Source organism: Chitinophagaceae bacterium (assembly GCA_007695095.1).
Lineage (GTDB): Bacteria > Bacteroidota > Bacteroidia > Chitinophagales > REEL01 > REEL01.
Map to the genome: position 1 here is coordinate 1 of REEL01000065.1, position 19,772 is coordinate 19,772.

General features: G+C 36.2%; 14 protein-coding genes. 5 read left to right on the plus strand and 9 right to left on the minus strand.

What is annotated here, in order from left to right; genetic code table 11:
• Positions 1 to 548: 548 nt before the first annotated feature.
• The 4 genes from EA412_02075 to EA412_02090 all read right to left on the minus strand — a co-directional run bounded on the left by EA412_02075 (position 549) and on the right by EA412_02090 (position 7,225).
• A complete protein-coding gene (locus EA412_02075) occupies positions 549 to 1,721 on the minus strand; it encodes a formate-dependent phosphoribosylglycinamide formyltransferase (protein ID TVR82055.1) in 1,173 nt (390 codons plus the stop codon).
• 133 nt (positions 1,722 to 1,854) lie between these two features.
• Entirely contained in the window at positions 1,855 to 3,015 is a 1,161-nt protein-coding gene (locus EA412_02080; GenBank protein TVR82056.1) for an AhpC/TSA family protein, read from the minus strand.
• 122 nt (positions 3,016 to 3,137) lie between these two features.
• Positions 3,138 to 4,589: an Asp-tRNA(Asn)/Glu-tRNA(Gln) amidotransferase subunit GatB gene (gene gatB / locus EA412_02085; protein ID TVR82057.1), complete on the minus strand. Its 1,452-nt coding sequence runs from the start codon at positions 4,587 to 4,589 to the stop codon at positions 3,138 to 3,140.
• A gap of 2 nt (positions 4,590 to 4,591) precedes the next feature.
• Complete coding sequence (locus EA412_02090) at positions 4,592 to 7,225, minus strand: alanine--tRNA ligase (GenBank protein TVR82058.1); 2,634 nt, start codon at positions 7,223 to 7,225, stop codon at positions 4,592 to 4,594.
• Between the two features lie 221 nt (positions 7,226 to 7,446).
• On the opposite strand from EA412_02090, the gene EA412_02095 reads away from it, so the two are divergent.
• Both EA412_02095 and EA412_02100 read left to right on the plus strand, forming a co-directional pair.
• Entirely contained in the window at positions 7,447 to 8,418 is a 972-nt protein-coding gene (locus EA412_02095) for a M23 family metallopeptidase (GenBank protein ID TVR82059.1), read from the plus strand.
• 23 nt (positions 8,419 to 8,441) lie between these two features.
• Positions 8,442 to 8,777, plus strand: a complete 336-nt coding sequence (locus EA412_02100; protein TVR82060.1) for a MerR family transcriptional regulator — start codon at positions 8,442 to 8,444, stop codon at positions 8,775 to 8,777.
• Between the two features lie 29 nt (positions 8,778 to 8,806).
• On the opposite strand, the gene EA412_02105 is transcribed toward EA412_02100, so the two are convergent.
• The 4 genes from EA412_02105 to EA412_02120 form a co-directional block, all read right to left on the minus strand.
• Positions 8,807 to 10,495 carry a T9SS C-terminal target domain-containing protein gene (locus EA412_02105; GenBank protein TVR82061.1) on the minus strand — a complete coding sequence of 563 codons (1,689 nt, stop codon included), beginning with the start codon at positions 10,493 to 10,495 and terminating at the stop codon, positions 8,807 to 8,809.
• Positions 10,496 to 10,584: 89 nt separating this feature from the next.
• Positions 10,585 to 11,817 (minus strand): geranylgeranyl reductase family protein, encoded by a 1,233-nt coding sequence (locus tag EA412_02110; protein TVR82062.1) that lies wholly within the window; start codon positions 11,815 to 11,817, stop codon positions 10,585 to 10,587.
• The gene (locus tag EA412_02115; GenBank protein ID TVR82063.1) at positions 11,814 to 13,088 is read right to left on the minus strand and encodes a hypothetical protein; all 1,275 of its coding nucleotides are present in this window, start codon (positions 13,086 to 13,088) and stop codon (positions 11,814 to 11,816) included. Before EA412_02115 ends, EA412_02110 begins: the two co-directional genes overlap by 4 nt.
• A gap of 23 nt (positions 13,089 to 13,111) precedes the next feature.
• On the minus strand, positions 13,112 to 14,698 hold the full coding sequence (locus EA412_02120) for a hypothetical protein (protein ID TVR82064.1): 1,587 nt from the start codon (positions 14,696 to 14,698) through the stop codon (positions 13,112 to 13,114).
• A 239-nt stretch (positions 14,699 to 14,937) separates the two neighbouring features.
• On the opposite strand from EA412_02120, the gene EA412_02125 reads away from it, so the two are divergent.
• Complete coding sequence (locus EA412_02125) at positions 14,938 to 17,349, plus strand: hypothetical protein (protein TVR82065.1); 2,412 nt, start codon at positions 14,938 to 14,940, stop codon at positions 17,347 to 17,349.
• A gap of 1 nt (position 17,350) precedes the next feature.
• On the opposite strand, the gene EA412_02130 is transcribed toward EA412_02125, so the two are convergent.
• Positions 17,351 to 18,100, minus strand: coding sequence for a leucine-rich repeat domain-containing protein (locus EA412_02130; GenBank protein ID TVR82066.1), 750 nt, complete (start codon positions 18,098 to 18,100; stop codon positions 17,351 to 17,353).
• Positions 18,101 to 18,264: 164 nt separating this feature from the next.
• Here EA412_02130 and EA412_02135 point away from each other — a divergent pair, with 164 nt between their 5' ends.
• Positions 18,265 to 18,786 carry a thioredoxin family protein gene (locus EA412_02135; GenBank protein TVR82067.1) on the plus strand — a complete coding sequence of 174 codons (522 nt, stop codon included), beginning with the start codon at positions 18,265 to 18,267 and terminating at the stop codon, positions 18,784 to 18,786.
• Positions 18,787 to 18,833: 47 nt separating this feature from the next.
• Positions 18,834 to 19,658, plus strand: a complete 825-nt coding sequence (locus EA412_02140; protein TVR82068.1) for an SDR family oxidoreductase — start codon at positions 18,834 to 18,836, stop codon at positions 19,656 to 19,658.
• Positions 19,659 to 19,772: the final 114 nt, after the last annotated feature.

The following is a 19,772-nucleotide window of genomic DNA, read 5'->3' on the forward strand; positions in this document are numbered from 1 at the left end:
CTCAAATTCTAAGCGTTCCTGTTTTCTTGTTTTATTGGACAACCCCTCAAGGCCCGATTAACAGCACGACAGGCTTTTTTATTTATATTTTGGATAAACTTCAAGCTTAAAGACCTTAAAGAAGCCATTTCGCAGAAGGAATGCGGCCTTTATTCCGGACTTGGGGCACCCGCTGCTTGAATCTTGCGTGAAAAATTTTACTGTTCGACGCAAGGAGTTTAAAATTTTTAGCAAGTGAAAGCATAGCGGGTCAAGGAGGAATTCAGCCGCGATTTTTTTGTTAACCCTTTTTTTCTAAAAAAAAGGGTTAGAAAGGGCTTGATAAAACTTTTTGATAGCCCCTGCCCCCAATCCGGAGATTGTCACACTTCAAGCATACGCGCAGGGCTTCCCTTTTGAAGCTCACAATGACGGTGTGGTGAGAGGCTGCCCTGCTCCATATTCTAACAAAAAACGGTCAATCTTATTCAGAGACGTACATTTCACAAAACCCTAAAAAACAAAATTACTCAAGAACATTTGTAAACTAAAAAAAATCAGCAGTCACTCTATTTTTTATTTACTGAAATCTGTTTTGCTGCACTCCTTGCTTTTCTTCTCAACTCATGAATCTCCGTATCTACATCATCATACACAAGTGAAATGCCCATCCGTCTATATTTTTTTGTAAATGGTTTGCCAAAAATACGAATATCTGATTTTTTTAATTCTAAAGCCTGAGGTAAGCCGTCATAAGAAGGCATTTCATTGCTGTCGTCTGCTGCCAAAATTACGGCTGATGCAGCTGCCCTTTCTAAGGTAATCTGATGTATAGGCAGCCCGATTAAAGCCCTGAAATGTAACTCAAATTCATTCAAATTCTGAGTGCCTGCCAATGTAACCATACCGGTATCATGAGGTCTCGGAGAAAGCTCCGAAAAATATACTTCATCCTCACAAATAAAAAATTCTACTCCCCATAAGCCCGCGCCACCCAAAGCTTTGGTGACTTTTTCTGCCATTTCCTTAGCCTTTTCCAGCAAAGCAGGCTTCATATATTCCGGTTGCCAGCTTTCCATATAATCTCCCCGCTCCTGACGATGACCTATCGGAGGACAAAATAAAATAGCTCCCTTTTTTTGAGTTACTGTCAATAAAGTTATTTCAGAATCAAAGCGAATGAATTCTTCTATAATTACTTCTTTTATGTCTCCCCTACTACTTTCTATGGCGGTTTCCCATGCATCTAAAATATCAATCTCTTCTCTGATTATTGACTGTCCCTTCCCGGACGATGACATCAGTGGCTTAGAAACACAGGGATAACCAATCTTTTTAACCGCTTTTATAAAGGAATCCTTGGTATCTGCATATTGATAAGCAGCAGTTTTTAACCCCAATTCTTTGGCAGCTATATCCCTGATTAACTTTCTGTTCATAGTGAAATTAACAGCCTTTGCAGAAGGAACTACCTGTATTCCTTTTTCCTCAAAATCATACAATTGTTCTGTGCGTATCGCTTCTATTTCAGGTACAATAATATCCGGTTGATGCTTATTAATTATTTTACTTAACTCTTTGGCATTTAACATATCCGTCACCTCAAAATCGTCAGCAAGCTGCATCGCCGGTGCATTTTTATAATTATCAACAGCAATCACATATTGTCCCATCCTCTTTGCCGCAATGACAAATTCTTTACCCAGTTCCCCTGAACCGAGCAACATAATCTTTTTATACATAAAATCTTTTTTAAAAAAAAACGATTGCAAAGATAGTTCAGAATAGTTTCAAAAGAAAACTAAGCACTCGTTTTTAACAAAACATTTACGAAAGCGAAATACGTAATAGGGGTGTTTTAATTATTGAAACAAATTAAACCTCATCTTCGCTAAACAGCTTCTTTAACTTATTTTCAAGTTGAATTCCACGTAAATTTCGGGCAATTATTTTCCCGGTTTCATCCAGTAAAAAAGTTGCCGGAATGGCACTTACCTGATATTCTCTGGCTACAGAACAGCCCCAGCCTTTCAATTGACTTCCCTGATAAGGCCAATTCAGCCCATCATCATTTATGGCATCTACCCATCTCTTTAAATTATTATCCAATGAAACACCAAAAATAGTAAAGCCCTTGTCTTTATACTCATTGTATAGTCTCACTAAATTCGGGTTTTCATGCCTGCATGGTCCGCACCAGCTTGCCCAAAAATCAAGATATACAATTTTTCCTCTGGTGTCAGACAAACTAATTTCCTTGCCTTTATGCGTGTTTAATGTAAAATCCGGAGCTTCCCGACCCACTGCCAAGGGAGATGCAGACGCAATTTGATGTTCAAGCTGTCTGAATAAATGATTTTCATTAGCCAAATGACCGTTTTCTTCAATATACGTACTGATGAAGTCATAATTTTCATTAATATCCATCAAACTAATTGCAAATACAGCCAGCAACTCAGATTCAGTTGTGTCCGCAAACTTTCTGTTATATTCACTGACAAATTCTATCTGTTCCTGATATTCATTCTGTAATTCGAGTAATCTTTCTACCGGCCCTCCGGCTCCCTGAACTTGTTGAAATTCCAAACCTATGGCAGCCAGGTTATTTTGAGCTTTACCCAAATCACCTACCATACTTAGCAAAATTTCATTTTCTGCCGGTCCTCCACTGATAGTATAATTGAAAAGATCTGTTTTATTTGCCTCAAAATTCATTTCCTGATTATCTAAAATAATAACCCATGAAACATCCTTGCTGAGTTTTAGCATATATACACCCTTTTCACTTACAGAACCTCTCATTTCAAAGTTTCCTTCACCGGAAACTATCGCTGTGTCAATTACTATATTCTGATTGAAAGAAACCTGCTCCAAATAAACCGGCATAGCCGATGCATCGCCACTAATTGTGCCTTTAATATGGTATTCACTTTTAGAACTTCTATTACTTTCTTTATCTGATAATTCACTGCAACTACCCAATAAAGTTATGATAAGTGGAAAAATGAAAACCTGCTTAAATTTTATATACTTCATTGTAGTTATTTTTTTGATAGAGAAGTTTTTACTTATTTTTCTTAAACTTCATCAATTTAACAAAACGTTTTAATCGTGCTTATATTTTTTATTAAAAACTGTTTTTCCTGTAATGAAAAAAATTAAGCCTTATCCAACATTTCCTGAAGAATTGCACTTGCTTTTTTAGGGTCTGCTTTTCCTTTTGAACGCTTCATAACTTCTCCCATAAAAAGTCCCATCAAACCTTTTTTACCGGCTTGATACTCCTTTACTTTCTCCGGATAAGCTTGAATAGCCTCCAATACAAAACCACTTAATGTATCCTCATCAGAATCCTGAATCAGATTAAGGCTTTCTGCTAACTCTTTTGCCGGCTTTTCGGGTGATTGCGCCATAACAGGGAAAAGCTTTTGGGAAGCCGCAGTAAAACTAAGTTTACCCTCATCTATCAGATCGATTATTTCAGCAATCTTTTGCTCTGGCAATGGAAAGTCTTCAAAATGAAGAGCTTTTTCATTCAGATAGGATTTTACCGGTCCTATTATCCAGTTTGCCGCAGCTTTATAGTTTTTAGTAAGCTTTGTTAAATTTTGAAAGTACAATGCAATTTGCTTGTCTTCCGTAATTACCGTAGCGTCATATTCAGATAAGCCTAATTCTTTTGTAAAAATTTTAGTAAGCTCCTTTGGGAGAGCCGGCATACTTGCCTTTACTTCATTTAGCCAGGCTTCATCTACAATTACCGGAGGTAAATCTGGCTCCGGGAAATAGCGATAATCATTGGCTTCTTCTTTTGAACGCATGGAAAAAGTTGTTCCTTTTGAGGCATCAAAACTTCTGGTTTCGTGCATAATTTCAATACCGGTTTCCAGGCAATCTATCTGACGCTCAATTTCAAACTCTATGGCTTTTTTTACATTTCGCATGGAGTTCATGTTTTTAACCTCCACTTTCTGTCCATACTCTTCGGCACCTCTTAATCTGACAGAAATATTTGCATCACACCTCAAACTCCCCTCTTCCATGTTTCCGTCGCAAACATCAAGATACCTGACCAGTTTACGCATTTCCATTAAATAAGCAAAAGCCTCATCTCCACTTCGCAAATCCGGCATGGTGACAATTTCAATCAAAGGCACTCCGCATCGGTTTAGGTCAATCAGCGTATTAAACGGATCCAAATCATGAATGCTTTTACCGGCATCTTCTTCCATGTGAATTCTGATAAGCCTGACTTTTTTGGTTTCATCACCCATTTTATATTCTACAAATCCATTGGTGCAAATAGGTGTGTCATCCTGAGTAATCTGATACCCTTTCGGTAAATCCGCATAGAAATAGTTTTTTCTGGCAAACTGATTTACTTCCCTGATATCTGCTTCGCATGCCAGACCCATTTTTAAAGCCATTGCAACAACTTCTTTATTAAAAACAGGAAGTGTTCCCGGGTGACCCAAAGAAACCGGATCTACCATAGTGTTGGGCTTTTCTCCGTAAGAAACCGGATCTTTAGAAAAAGCTTTACTTTTCGTTTGAAGCTGAGCATGTACCTCAAGGCCAATAACTGCTTCATATTTATTATTTACTGTCATACTTAGTTTAATTCATTTTTAATTATCGATTCTGCTTTGTCTAAAGCACTTTTTAATTTAGATACGTCAGAACCTCCGGCTGTAGCAAAAAATGCCTGTCCTCCCCCGCCGCCTTTAATTTCAACGGCTGCTTCCCGAACAATTTTCCCGGCATCCAAACCGTGACTTGCCGTAAAGGAATCCGAAATCATTATGCAAATCTGAGGTTTTTCTGATTGTATTATACCGGCAATGAAAATTAAATCAGGGAATTGCTGCCTTAGCTGAAAAGCAATATCCTTAACTTGCTTACTATCTGAACCATCTAAAATTCCTTTAAACCACTTTATTCCATTTTCCTCTTTGATTTTGGCAACAATCTCTTCTTTTACACCCCCTGACTTTTCCGCTTGTAAGCTTTCAATTTTTTTGGCCATTTGCTGATTGTCTTTTAGAAGCGCCTCTACAGCAGTAGTTATTTGCTGCGGGTTTTTCAGCAATTTTTTAACTGCGGAAAGTTCTTCTAAGCGGGTATAAATCCAGTTTTCGGCGGCTTGTCCCGTTACCGCCTCTATTCTTCTCACTCCTGCTGACACCGCTGACTCTGAAATTATTTTAAAAACACCTATTTCACCGGTAGACTGAACATGTGTACCTCCGCACAATTCACTGGAAAAGTTTTCCTCAAAAGTAATTACCCGCACTTCCTCGCTGTATTTTTCTCCAAAAAGTGCTGTTGCTCCCTTTGCTATAGCCTCCTTAAAAGGAACGTTTCTTTGCTCATCAAGAGCGATGTTTTCGCGAATCTTTTCGTTTACCATTTGTTCTATCTGCCTAATTTCCTCATCTGTCATTTTCTGAAAGTGTGAAAAATCAAAACGCAGATAATCAGCCCTGACCAATGAACCCTTTTGCTCAACATGATTTCCCAATATCTTTTTTAAAGAGGCATGTAACAAATGCGTTGCTGAATGATTTGCCGAAGTGTTCTCTCTATTATCAGCCAGCACAATTGCCCTGCAACGGCTTTTTGCATCTTTTGGCTGCTTTTTTGAAACATGAATTGTCAATTCATTTTCTTTAATCGTATCGATAATTTCGATTGTATCATCTTCAAAGCTCAGCACTCCTTTATCTCCGGTTTGTCCACCCGATTCGGCATAAAAAGGAGTTTTGTCTAAAATGATATGATAGAATTCCTTGCCTGAAGCCTGAACCTTTCGGTACCTGATTATTTTACAATCTGTTTCCAAATGATCATAGCCTACAAAAACAGAGTTTTCACCTTCAGAGACATTTACCCAGTCATCGAGTTCTTTCTTTGAAGCATCTTTAGAGCGCTTTTTTTGCAAAGACATCGCCTTATTAAAACCTGTTTCATCAAATGAAAAGCTATTTTCTTCTGCTAATAAAGCTGTTAAATCAGGTGGAAATCCAAAAGTGTCATATAATTCAAAAGCAAAATTGCCGTCTACAATCTTATCCGCTTTTGAATGGCTTGAAATGTAATCATCAAATCTTTTCAAACCGCTTTCTAATGTTTTTCTGAAATTATTTTCTTCTTCCAGCATCACCTTTTCGATAAATTCCTGTTGTTTTTGCAATTCAGGATAGATACCGGCATAAATTTCTGTCAGTTCTTTCACTAAGGTAAACAGAAAACTTTTCTGAATAGACAAAAAGCTAAAAGCATATCTAACAGCTCTTCGTAAAATTCTTCTTATAACATAACCTGCCCCGGTATTAGAAGGCAGCTGACCGTCAGCAATCGCGAATGCAACAGCCCGAACGTGATCTGCAATTACCCGTATGGCTATATCTGTCTGTTCATTTTTGCCATATTTTTGCTTTGATTCTTCCCCTATAGCTTTTATTAATGGGGCAAATAAATCAGTATCGTAATTACTCGTTTTTTTCTGAAGTGCCATACATAAGCGCTCAAAGCCCATTCCTGTATCTACATGTCTGTTAGGCAAAAGCTGTAAATGCCCGTCAGACAAACGGTTATATTGAATAAACACTAAATTCCAGATTTCAACTACCTGTGGATGTCCGGCATTCACCAATTCTTTGCCGTCAATTTTACTTTTTTCTTCAGCAGTTCGCAAGTCAATGTGAATTTCAGAGCAAGGTCCGCAAGGTCCGACATCCCCCATTTCCCAAAAATTATCTGCTTTATTTCCTTTTAAAATCCTACTTTCATCAATGAGGCTTTCCCACATTTTTTTGGTCTCATCATCCGGGCCCAGATTATCTTCAACGCTCCCCTCAAAATAAGTTACGTACAAACTTTTTTTATCCAGCTTATAAACTTGCGTTAGTAACTCCCATGCCATTTCAATAGCTTCTTTCTTAAAATAATCCCCAAACGACCAATTCCCAAGCATTTCGAACATGGTGTGGTGATAGGTATCTTTCCCAACCTCTTCCAAATCATTATGCTTTCCGGAGACTCTTAAACACTTTTGAGAATTTGCTACTCGCTTGTCGCTTGCTTTTTTGTTTTCTAAAAAAATATCTTTAAACTGATTCATACCGGCATTTGTAAACATCAGTGTGGGGTCATTTTTCAAAACCATTGGCGCTGACTCAATAATCTTATGGTCTTTCTGTTGATAAAAGTCCAAAAATTTCTGACGTATATCTTTTGCTAGCATAGATTTCTTTTATTTTTTTGATAATTACAGAAAAACAAACTTTATGTTGTATTAAAACGTATACATTTCTGATTACCGAGCGTTCATAAACTGGCACAAAAATATAGTTTTTAGTATGAAAAACATTATATTTGCAGAAATTAGGGGCGTTTATGTATTCAATATTATAATTTTCACCAACGAATTCCTTTTTAAATAAAATCTTAGCTTAAGTAAGCTATATGAGAAAAGCAAAATACGTTTTTAATACTCAGACACTGAAGTATGAAAAAGTCCAGGAGGGCTGGGGAAAATTTTCACTGAAAGTTTTAGGCTTTCTTTCGGCAACTATTATGTTTGCTGTTATTATAGTTTCTACTGCCTATAACTTCTTTCAATCACCAAAAGAAATAGTGCTGCAACGAGAAGTAGATGAAATGAGATTAAACTATCAATTGGTAGAGAGAAAGCTCGTGGAAATGGAAGATGTAGTAGCTCAGTTGCAAGATAGAGATGATAATATTTACAGAGTAATTTTTGAATCGGAACCTATTCCGAAATCAGTACGATCAGCCGGTGTCGGCGGGTCATTGAGATATCAGCATCTGGAGGGTTTAAAAAATTCCGGTTTGATGATGGCTGTGGCTGAAAGAATTGATAAAATCAGAAGGCAACTTTACATACAGTCTAAGTCTTATGACGAAGTAACAGAGATGCTGAAAAACAAGTCTGAAATGTTGGCTTCCATACCTGCCATTCAGCCTATATCAAATGCAGATTTAACAAGAATAGCTTCCGGATTCGGTTATCGGATACACCCTATTTATAAAACCAGACGCCTGCATCAGGGCATTGACTTCACGGCACCGACCGGAACTGAAGTTTATTCTACAGGCAATGGAGTTATTGAAAGTGTAGTTCACAGTAATCGCGGTTATGGAAACCACATTATAATTAATCACGGCTACGGATATAAAACGCTTTATGCTCACCTTAGCCGCTTTAATGTGAGAAGAGGGCAAACTATTAACCGGGGTGATATAATTGGTTATGTGGGTAATACAGGTTTATCTACGGCTCCTCACCTCCATTATGAAGTTATAAAAGACGGTAACCGTATAGATCCAATCAACTTCTTCTACAATGATTTGACTCCTGAAGAATTTGATAAAGTAGTTGAATTAGCATCCAGACACAATCAGTCTTTTGACTAAACTTTTTTTAAAATCGTTCAGCTTTGCCATATAAAGAAAAAAAAATAGAAAAACTATATTTCACTATCGGCGAGGTAGCTGAGATGTTTAATGTTTCTACTTCTTTGGTTCGGTATTGGGAAAAAGAGTTTGATATTCTCAAGCCTAAAAAAAACACGAAAGGTACCCGCTATTTTACACGCAAAGACATCGAGAATTTAAAGTTAATTTATGAAATGCTTAAAGTAAAGGGATACACCCTGGAAGGAGCAAAAAAACAACTTCGTAAAAACCCAAAGAAAGTCATTGATTCGTTTGAATTAAAAGAATCACTTGAAAATATACGGGACTTCCTGAAAGAGCTTCGGGGCAATCTTTAGTTTCTAAAACCTCTGAAGTTATTTTTGTATTAACGAACCACCTGAAACTTACTGTTAAAGGTTTTGTTACCGGTAGAAATCGACAAAAAGTAAACCCCCTGTATTAAATTTTCGGTATCAATATTCAATTTTTGTTGTGTTGAAACATTAGCACTTTCTATCAGGGTTCTTCCTGTAACATCTAATACGCGAATATTCAAATCATTAAATTTATCATCTTTAAACTCAAGAGTTAATTGATTGGATGCCGGATTAGGATACATACTAAACTTATCATCAAAAGCAGTCAAATCATTTATTACGGAATTCATAGGAGATATAAAAACATCTACATCTTCAGATAAGTTATCACAGCCATTGTCCGGATTAGTTACCATAACACTATAAGTGCCTGATTCACCATCATTTACTAAATGAACATGAGATGTTGCCCCCGGGATAATGTTATTATCAAGAAACCATTGATACTCCAGGCTTGGGTGATAAACTGCTTCTAATTCAATCGGCAAAGAGTCAAAATCTGCCGGATTAGTTTCTGTAAAACTTTCGCTTAAAATTACAGCAGCCGGTCTGCAATCAGAGGTATCTGTAATATGCTCAACAGTCCCACTTGTTAATGAAGCTATGTATAATTCACCATAAACATCCTCTCCAAAAGAGACATACTGAAAAGGTGTATAAGTACCTATAAATCCGGAAGCAAAACCGGTATCAGTTTGTTCAACCCAGTAAAAATCGCCCTTACAATAATCTGCCGCCAGATATTTGCCGTATAAACCGTTAAAAAGAGCTCCTCTGTAAACAAACCCTCCCGTAATTGAACCACTGCATCCGCCTCCGTAATGCTCATATTCAAAAGCAGGAAATGTATAATCAGATTCCGGACCACAATCGGTTAAATTATATGGTAAACTACCTTCATAACATCTCCAGCCATAATTTTGGCCTCCTTCGCTATCAGCAGCCTGAAAGTTCACTTCCTCTATGGCACTTTGTCCGACATCAGCAATCCATAAATCACCGGTTACTCTGTCAAAGCTATTTCTCCAATGATTACGCAGACCAAGAGCCCAAATTTCATCAAGGGTTGATGCATCATTAAAAAAGGGATTATCTGAAGGAACAGCATAAGGACTTCCATTGTCAACATCTATCCTAAGCATGGTGCCTAAAAAGTTTTGTGGATTTTGAGAATTATTCTGAGGGTCACCTGCACCTCCTCCGTCTCCTACCGCAATGTATAAATAACCGTCATGTCCAAACAATATATCTCCTCCATTATGATTTCCGGCCGGCTGGGAAATGGTTAAGATAACTTGCTCTGAATTCGGGTCAGCTATATCGGGATCGGAAGAATCTACACTAAATCTTGAAACTACATTGTCACCTCCCGGAGATTCTGAATAACATACATAAAAATAACCGTTATCCTGAAAATCTGGGTGAAATGCCAGACCCAATAAACCTCTTTCACTACCGGTCATAACCTGACTTGAAATATCTAAAAATGGATTTGAAAAAATATCCCCATTACTATCTGAAATGTATATTACACCCGGCCTGGAAACGATAAACAAACGTTCATCATTGGCATGTTCAATTTCAATAGGATTTGATATTCCGGAAGCAAATGGAGTTAATGAAATTTGGGGTTGAGCAACCAAAAACGAAATATTTAACAGCAAACAAACTGTAAAACAAATAAATTTATTCATCATATTTTAAATTTAAGATTAATGTATTATTATTAACTAAATGTAATATACAAAAAAATCTTAAATACTGTGAATTATAATTTCATCTTTGTTTAATTCCAAAGTAATTTCCAATAAAAAGAAGGTTTTTTAAACTCCTGCCTTAAATCTATATCTTCAAACATGCAGGAAATAGTATCTCTCAGCGTTTCATTTCGGGAGGCTTTATTGACCACATAATTAAAGAGCCAGGGAAATTTAACAAGTCTTTGCATAGTATAGCTTAATTTTAGCTCACTCCACAATCTGTCATACACCAATGTATCGTATTTACTTAAAAAGTCAGCGTTTGTTTTGTTTTGGGCTATTGCTTCACAGATAGTTTCTGCAGCAAGCTTTCCGGAAAACATTGCATTTCCGATTCCTTCTCCTGTAAAAGGATCTATCAATGATGCCGCATCTCCTATTAACAGATAATTATCTCCTGAAAGTTTTCTTTTTACGGAACCCAGCGGTAATCCAAAGCCTTTAACCGACCCTTCTAATTCAGCATTTTGAAAACGATCTTTGATGGTTGGAGCGTTTTCTATGATTTCATTCAGTAAGTGCTTTAAATTTATTTTTTTCTCTGAAATCTTATCGCTTCTCATGCCAAGTCCAATATTTGCCATACCATTTGGGAGCGGAAAAATCCAAAAATATCCGGGCAGTACATCTTTTAAAAAGTGCAGCTCAATAAAATTCTCAATATCCATCCCTTCCACTCCTTTGTAATAGGCTCTGATTCCGGCACAGTAATACTTTGGTACCTGCTTGAAACCGTGAAATTTAGCCAATTTTGAATGAGCTCCATCAGCACCAATAACATAATCTGCCAACTGTTTATTACCGTTTGAAAAACAAACTTCCAACTGATTTTCAACCCTGTTGTAATTAGTAATTTCAGAATTTTGAATAAACTCTATATTGGGATGTTTCAGCAGTTTTTCAACTAAAAAATTATCGAAATCTAAACGCTTAGAAATAAACCCGGGAGCCGGATCCTGCATACTAAATGCTTTTTTGAACGGAATTCTCAGTGAGTTTTTATTCGGTGCAAAAAAATGAACCCCATACGAACCGATTTGCTTTTCAAAAGCACGCAATTCATCTAAACAATGCGGAGCAACCTGTTTTAAAACTTCAACAACTTTACCACTTAAAGCATCTCCGCAAATTTTGTCTCGCGGGAAAAGGGCTTTATCATGCAATTCCACTAAAACTCCTTTTTCAGCTAACACATAGGCAGCTATAACTCCTCCCGGCCCTGCACCTGATACTATAACCCTTGTTTTCTTATCTTTCAAAACTTAATAGTAGATTTTAAATAAGCACTTCCCGAAGAAAAATGATTAGAAAAAAGAAGTCCGTTGATAGAGTTGCTTCCTACTGAGATTAAAAAATTAGGCGAACTAAACTCAACTTCTAAGCCGGACAGATAACCCGACATAGTTGAAAAAGCAAATGACTTATGAATATTGAGTTTAGATACGGGTTGGTAAGAAGCTCCGGCCCAGAAAATACCGGAATTTTTAAAACTACTTCTATACTGAACTCCTCCTGAAAGAGCAAAAAACTCCCAACTGCTGTGACCTCCCCGAAGATCAATAACTGTAGGATTTGCTGAACGGTGGTTGGACAATTCACTTTGAGGGAAGTAAGTATTGTTTACGGAATCTATATAATCATTAAAAAAATCAGGATTATCCAAATCAAAAATTTGTGGAACAAATATGCCCTGAAAGTCAATTATAGTATCTGCCTGCAGCCGGCTGTTATCTTTCCAGTTGATAAATCCAAGACCGGATACTGTTGCAGAAACATAGTAGTCTGTAGTTTTCACTCCGGCATTTAACGTAAAATCCATACCAAAGCCGTTCCATATTCCCGGGTGGATGCCCTGATCTGAATTTTCTATCATAGAAAAATCATAATCAAGAGTCAGGCTTTCGCCTAAAGGAGCTGTGAATAATTCAGCTTTTTCTACATCCACAGAAATATACTGCAATCCTTGAAGCAGGCTCCCTTTTATTCCTGTAAAAAAAGTAAAAGATTCGTTAATCTCTTTAGTGCCACCATAGAAAAGCTGCCATTCGTTAAAAACTCTTTGTTCAAAATTTCCCGGTCCTATAAATGCGGTTTTATCCTCAAAACTTTTGTTCCCATACAAAGCCAAGTTTACTGCATCTTCAGAGAAAACACCTCTAAAATCCTGTACATTTTTAAAACCAATTCCTAAAATACTTTTATCAAACAAAAATGATTTTTGAGGTTGATAGAAATAAGTCGCTCCAAAATTCCAGTTTAACTTAAAAGGATTACTTTCCTTCAAATCATTTGCTGTCACAGACTTTTCATCTTCATCCAGAAATCTGTTAAAAAGAATACTATAATTTATATTGTGTTTTAAAGCATTGGAAAAGCTATGATAATCGCCATGAAGGACTATGGTATGTTTTTTATCAAACACATTTTCATTATGAAAATCGGGCATTTCCATAAACTCGGATTTCAGAAAATTCCCTCCCTGTAAAGACAGATTTAAAGCAAAAAGTATTATAAAAAGTATTAAACGCATTGAATTTTCCGGCTGCTAAGTTTTTAAAATAAAGACCCTGAATTGTATTTAAAATCCGCTGTCAGCTTGACTTTTAGTTTATTGTTATCATAAAGTCGAACAAAATTATCATTGCAAAAAGTAGAAACCGGCGTATTCAAAGTAGCGATAACAACTGCTTTTTCAACATTCTTCCAAATTTCTATATCCTCTTTACTCAAAGGTGCAGATAGCAAAGAACGCTTTGATTCTTCCGTTTTGCAATCCGGGCCGGGTTCAGCTCCAATTGCCTGCATCCCTTTAAAATATTCTTTAAGTACATCTCCGTTTTCATTTAAAAAAGCAACTGTTATACTGAAATCCAGCGGAAAACTGTTATCCGTTATTAAATGTAACTTGCCGGTTTCCAAACCTCTTAGCTCACGTGCAATTTCCTCCGGGTTAAAATCAATTGTATCAATCAGCATTAGAGATTCCAATTTAATAGCAAGCGGGATTTCCAAATCCATAAATACTTTTAACTCACTATTCAAATAAGCGAAATCCTGATAATTAAATAAATTCATGGAAGGATTAATCAACACATCAAAATCATATTCAATAGTTTGCGGAAGAGTTTGTAAAAAGAGATTCAGATTAGAGTTTTGCTCATCGAGATTCAAATTCGACTTTCCAACAATAAACGGATTATCAAGTGCCCTGCTTATGCTAAGTCCTTGCTGCAATTGAGCTGAACTTAACTCTACCTGTTGTCCGCGACCAATAGCTTTTAATTTATTCACAATTACTTCTCCCTCAATACCAAAACCATTTTCTACTCTAAGATTTATAGCCGCAGCTTCTAAAAATAATTTTCCGGATTTAACTATATCAAAGACTTCTGTATCCAACACTTCTAAATCGCTGCTGATGGTATCACTGCCTAAGTATCCTTTTACATATTCCGGAACTATATTTTGAATTTTATAGGTAATTCTCAGACTGTCAGTAGGCTGTATAATACCGATTGGGCTTTGAGCTCTTATTTTTCCTTTTAAAATTTGTTGAAAAGTATTGAATTGATTATTCTGAGGTCCTTTTAAATTCAGATTAAAACCTGAAATATCGAAGATTTCACTCTTGCTGACAGTACCGGAGGCTCCCGGTGGCGGAAGAACAGTCTCCAAAAACAGCGGATTGCCGTTATCATCAGTAGCTGCCGGAAGTGAATATTCAAAAAAGAGAGAGTCTGAAATTGTACTGCTCATTTCTACCGTAATCTGACCTTCCTTGATGCGAACAAAAGTAATTTCAGGGCCATCTAAATCATAAGTTGTTGACTCTTGAATATCAATCACAGTAAATAAAGTAGATGCATTTCCGGAAAAATAACTTCCATGTGCATACTTACCACCCTGCAGCAATGAATCCAGATTAAAGAAATAAGTCAATGATGTGTCAGGTATTTGCAATAAATCGTCCTGCAAATTAAAATTCAACACCTCCTCACTTACCACTATTCTTAACAGCCCGTCTGAATCTGTCTGAACGTATTCATCACCGGCAATTTCCCTGACACCCAATTCTGTAGAAAATACAGGTATTAGCCAGTCAGTATCCCATCCGCTTTTATCATCCGGTTTACAAGACAACAAAAAAAGGCTCAAAAAAAAGAATGTTAGTAATTGCTTAACCAATTAGTAATAATTTTAACCTTCTGAGTAAACTCTAAATACAGATATTTATTTGAAAAGCATCACTCAGAATTCTTACACAATTATAGAGAATTTTACATCGATTTAATTTTTTTAGCTTAAAAATATCTTTTTAGCAGTTTTTTTAGAATTTTGAAGTATCATGCAAAACATCAACACACTTTAACACTAAGTACATGTTTCAAAAACTTTGTTCCTTATTATTAATTATTTTTTCGGCTATTTGTCTGATAAAACCTTTATCTGCTGAAGAAATCAAGCAAACTATCAGAGGGGTGGTTATAGACAGTGAAAGTAATTTCCCGCTTTACGGAGCAACTGTAGCTGCTTATAATGCCGGTGGATTGCTGGTAAAAGGAGCCGGAACCGACGAAAAAGGAGCTTTTGCAATCCGTGATATACCGGTAGGTAGATATACTCTTGTTGTTAACTACCTGGGTTATAATGAACAACTCATTCCCAATGTAGTATTGATTTCAGCCAGAGAGACCATACTTGAAATACCACTTACAGCATCTGCTTTTGAAATGGATGAGGTTGAAGTCAGGTCTTCAGTGGGAGAATTTTCAGCAATTAATGAAATGACCACCTTAAGTGCCAGAGTTTTTGCTGTTGAAGAAGCAGAAAGATATGCCGGAAGCAGAGGAGACCCTGCCCGAATGGCTGCAAATTTTGCCGGAGTAGCCGGTGGAAATGACAATAGTAATGATATCGTCATCAGAGGAAATTCACCTTTGGGTGTTTTATGGCGATTGGAAAATGTAAACATTCCGAATCCTAATCATTTCGGGGTTTCCGGAAATACCGGTGGCCCGGTGACTATTTTGAATCAACGACTACTTTCGAACTCTGATTTTATAACCGGAGCCTTCCCTGCTGAATATGGAAATAGTATAGCCGGTGTTTTTGATTTAAGAATGAGAAACGGGAATAATCAAAATCATGAATTTTCAGGACAATTTGGGTTTTTAGGTACTGAGTTAATGGCTGAAGGACCTATTTCAAAGGGCAGTTCTTCTTATTTGGTAAACTACAGATACTCTACACTTGCAATTTTTCAAGCTTTGGGGATTAGCATTGGTACCGATGCAGTACCTCAATATCAGGACTTTTCCTTTCGATTAAACTTTCCATTTGAAAACAATTTAAATCTTTCAGTTTTCGGAATTGGCGGTTTGAGTGGAATTGATATCATCAACAGCGATATAAGCTCCCCGGAAGATATTGGTATTTATGGTGATGAAAATTTGGACGAACAATTTCGTTCCGGCATGGGAGTGACCGGGCTAAGATTAAGTGGTTCCCCAAGCATAAACACCTATTATACCGGGACTCTTTCTACTTCAGTTGAATATCAATCAAATGAACTCGAAACGATTTACAGGCGGCCGGATACAAATGTGATTATTGTAGATTCCATAAGTTTAAACAATGCATATCGTTTTATTCAACAAAAACATTCAGCTTCTTTTAATCTGAATCACAGGCTAAATTCAAGAAACCTCATAAGGACAGGCATTTACAACGATATCTATCAATATAATTTTACAGATAGCTTATTAAACCCAATTGAAAATAAATTTTACAACAGAGTAATGGCTGATGGAAGTTTTGCTTTAATTCAACCTTACCTTCAGTGGCAGTTTAAAATATTAGAAAATTTAACTTTAAATAGCGGTATACACGGACAGTTCCTTAGTCTAAATAATAGCTATGCCGTTGAACCGAGAGTAGGTCTCCGATGGCAGTTTAGAAGAGGTCAATCTCTGAATTTCGGTAGTGGGCTGCACAGCCAGATGTTACCTGCATATATTTATTTCGCAGACACAAATCCATTATCTGAAGAAACGAATATGCTCAATAAAGACATTGATTTTTTGAGGAGCCTGCATTTAGTAGCAGGATATGACAATCGAATTTCCCGATTTTTACGCATGCGTGTAGAGGCTTATTATCAGCACCTGTATAATGTGCCGGTTGAAAAAAGTCCAAGTGCCTATTCTGTTTTAAACCAGGGAGATGATTTAAATAGATTTTTTCCTGATGAATTAGAAAATACAGGCACAGGCAGAAACTATGGAGTGGAATTAACGGTAGAAAAGCTTTTTAACAGTAATTATTTTATCCTTTTTACGGGAACTCTTTTTGATTCAAAATACGAGGGGAGTGACGGAAATACTTACAATACAGTTTTTAACAGCAATTTTGTAATGAATCTCTTAGGAGGTTGGGAAAAAAGTGTAGGGACAAGGAATCGTTCAAATATTGGAATTTCAGGGGGAATTACTTTTGCCGGTGGGAAAAGACATACACCTTTAGATTTGGAGCTATCTGAACAAGCAGGAACTGCTGTCTTTATAGATTCTTTAACAAATAGCAGACAGTTTAGAAATTATTTCCGGGCGGATGTAAGATTTAACTACAGGATTAATACTGAAAGATTTACCCATGAGTTAGGCCTTGATCTGGTCAATGTTTTAAATAATAAAAATGTTTTCAGACAAAGCTATACCGGAGGGAATCCCCCTTTAAGAGAAGAATATCAGTTAGGGTTTTTACCGATTTTCTATTATAGAATTGATTTTTAAATCAACGGTAAATTAATCTGAATCTGTATGATGGTTTCATCAGCAGACAATAGGGGATGATTGTTAATTGATCTACCACTAAAACCTCAAGATTATGCATATTGCAAAATTCATCGGGAACTTCAAGCAACATGCCACTTCTGCTGATATCTAAGGTAATCAGTCCATCAAGATTTGTTATACCTTCCGGAAGTTTACTAAGGTGGTTCCTTCCAATAATAAGCGTTTGCAGATGAAATAAATCCTCAATACTCTCAGGTATTTCATTTAATTGATTATCCTGTAAATACAAATGCCTTAGATTTTCAAAGTCACCTATGCTCTCCGGCAATTTTGAGAGATTATTATGATTTAGCTTAAGTTCTTCTAAATAATCGAGCTGAGATATTTCTTCAGGTATTTCATTAAGGTGATTGAATTGCAGGGATAGCTCGCGAAGATTTTCCAAATCACCGATTTCAGGAGGCAGGCTTTTTAAATTATTTCTGCTTACTACTAACCTTTGCAAATTTTTTAAATTACCTATTTCAGGTGGAAGTGTTTCCAATTGATTTCTAAAAAGGACTAAGGTTTCAAGATTTACAAACAACCCTATATCACCCGGCAATTCTTTTATATTTTGTCGGCTAAGATTTAAATGAATTACATTTTCCGGATTTCTGAAAGCAGCATCCAGATTTCTGTGAGCTCTACATGAGTTAAGCAAAATACAAATGCAGATACAGGATAAAACTAAACCTATTCTTTTCATACTTTTGTAATAATAAAAAACTTTTATTAAACATTAATTACAAATTTAACATCTTTTTTCTTTATATTTAAGCCTTAGATAAAAAGGAATTAAAATTAATAAAGAAACAATAGATTTAAACTTTTCTACTATTAATAAGTTAACTGATTATAAAAAACAAAACTATGGTTATTGGAGAAGCACTCGTTCCTTTTAAATTAAAGGACATTAACGGAGAAATATGTGATAGCGAACAACTTAGCGGAAAGCTTTTATTGGTCATTTTTACGTGTAATCATTGTCCCTATGCAAGAGCTTATTTAAAAAGAATTTATGAATTAAATACGAATTTTAAGCCGAGAGGCATTTCTATAGTTGCTATCAACCCAAATGATGGTGAAAAATATCCGGATGATAGATTTGAAAAAATGCCTCCATTTGCGGAAGCTATGGGCTTAGAAAATTTATACCTTCATGATGAAACGCAAGAAGTAGCTAAATCATTTGGTGCGCAGCGTACGCCTGAGGTGTTTTTATTTGATAAACACCGGGTATTGCGATACAAAGGAGCAATAGATGACAGTTGGGAATATCCGGATAGGGTTAAAAGCAAGTATATTGAAAATGCCATTTATGCGCTGCTTAAAGGAAATGAAGTCAACCCACAGGAAACGCAGGCAGTAGGTTGCAGCATAAAGTGGAAGTAAATTTGATAGCATATTAAAATCAGCATCATTTTATTTACTTTTGCAGTATGGCAAAAGATTTCAAAGGCAAAGTAGTGATTATCACCGGTGCATCATCCGGTATTGGTGAGGCGCTTGCCAGATCCTTCAGTAAAACAGGTGCAAAAATTGTTTTGGCAGCCAGAAGTTTAGAAAAACTTAATGCATTACAAAAAGAACTTCATAATGAAAACCCTAACATCATAGTTGTAAAAACTGATGTGAGTGAAGAAGATGACTGTCAAAATCTAATAAACAGAGCACTTTCAGAATTTAACCATATAGACATACTAATAAATAATGCCGGCATTTCAATGCGAGCCTTATTTGAAGATTTAGATTTATCTATTCTCAAAAAATTAATGGATGTTAACTTTTGGGGAATGGTCTATTGTACAAAGTATGCACTCCCCCATTTATTAAAAAGTAAAGGTTCGGTAGTAGGAATTTCATCTATTGCCGGTTACAGGGGTTTACCGGCAAGAAGCGGATATTCTGCCTCTAAATTTGCCATGCAAGGGTTTTTAGAATCTTTACGAACTGAAAATTTATATAAAGGCCTGCATGTATTGACAGTCTGCCCGGGCTTTACTTCTTCAAACATACGCAATCAGGCACTTACAGCCGATGGTAGTTCTCAAAAAGAAACCCCTTTAGATGAGAAAAAAATTATGTCGGCAGAAGAAGTATCACAAAGAGTGCTGAAAGCTATTTTAAAAAGAAAAAAAATAATCATACTAACAACCTTAGGGAAGTTGACTGTTTTCTTAAACAAATGGTTTCCCGGATATATGGACAAACTTAGTTTTAATCACATGGCAAAAGAGAATGATTCCCCTTTAAAACACTCTTAATCTAAGTATTATATACAGTACACGCTAAAATTTCATTGTTAATAATTCATAGATTAATATTCTGAAAAATTCTGTAAATTGAACACTTTATCAAGATTTAAGGGGCTTTCGAAA

Coding starts and splice junctions, on each gene's coding strand:
- EA412_02095 (TVR82059.1), top strand. CDS start 7,447: ATGAGAAAAGCAAAATACGTTTTTAATACTCAGACACTGAAGTATGAA.
- EA412_02125 (TVR82065.1), top strand. CDS start 14,938: ATGTTTCAAAAACTTTGTTCCTTATTATTAATTATTTTTTCGGCTATT.
- gatB (TVR82057.1), bottom strand. CDS start 4,589: ATGACAGTAAATAATAAATATGAAGCAGTTATTGGCCTTGAGGTACAT.
- EA412_02130 (TVR82066.1), bottom strand. CDS start 18,100: ATGAAAAGAATAGGTTTAGTTTTATCCTGTATCTGCATTTGTATTTTG.
- EA412_02135 (TVR82067.1), top strand. CDS start 18,265: ATGGTTATTGGAGAAGCACTCGTTCCTTTTAAATTAAAGGACATTAAC.
- EA412_02080 (TVR82056.1), bottom strand. CDS start 3,015: ATGAAGTATATAAAATTTAAGCAGGTTTTCATTTTTCCACTTATCATA.
- EA412_02105 (TVR82061.1), bottom strand. CDS start 10,495: ATGATGAATAAATTTATTTGTTTTACAGTTTGTTTGCTGTTAAATATT.
- EA412_02075 (TVR82055.1), bottom strand. CDS start 1,721: ATGTATAAAAAGATTATGTTGCTCGGTTCAGGGGAACTGGGTAAAGAA.
- EA412_02115 (TVR82063.1), bottom strand. CDS start 13,088: ATGCGTTTAATACTTTTTATAATACTTTTTGCTTTAAATCTGTCTTTA.
- EA412_02090 (TVR82058.1), bottom strand. CDS start 7,225: ATGCTAGCAAAAGATATACGTCAGAAATTTTTGGACTTTTATCAACAG.
- EA412_02140 (TVR82068.1), top strand. CDS start 18,834: ATGGCAAAAGATTTCAAAGGCAAAGTAGTGATTATCACCGGTGCATCA.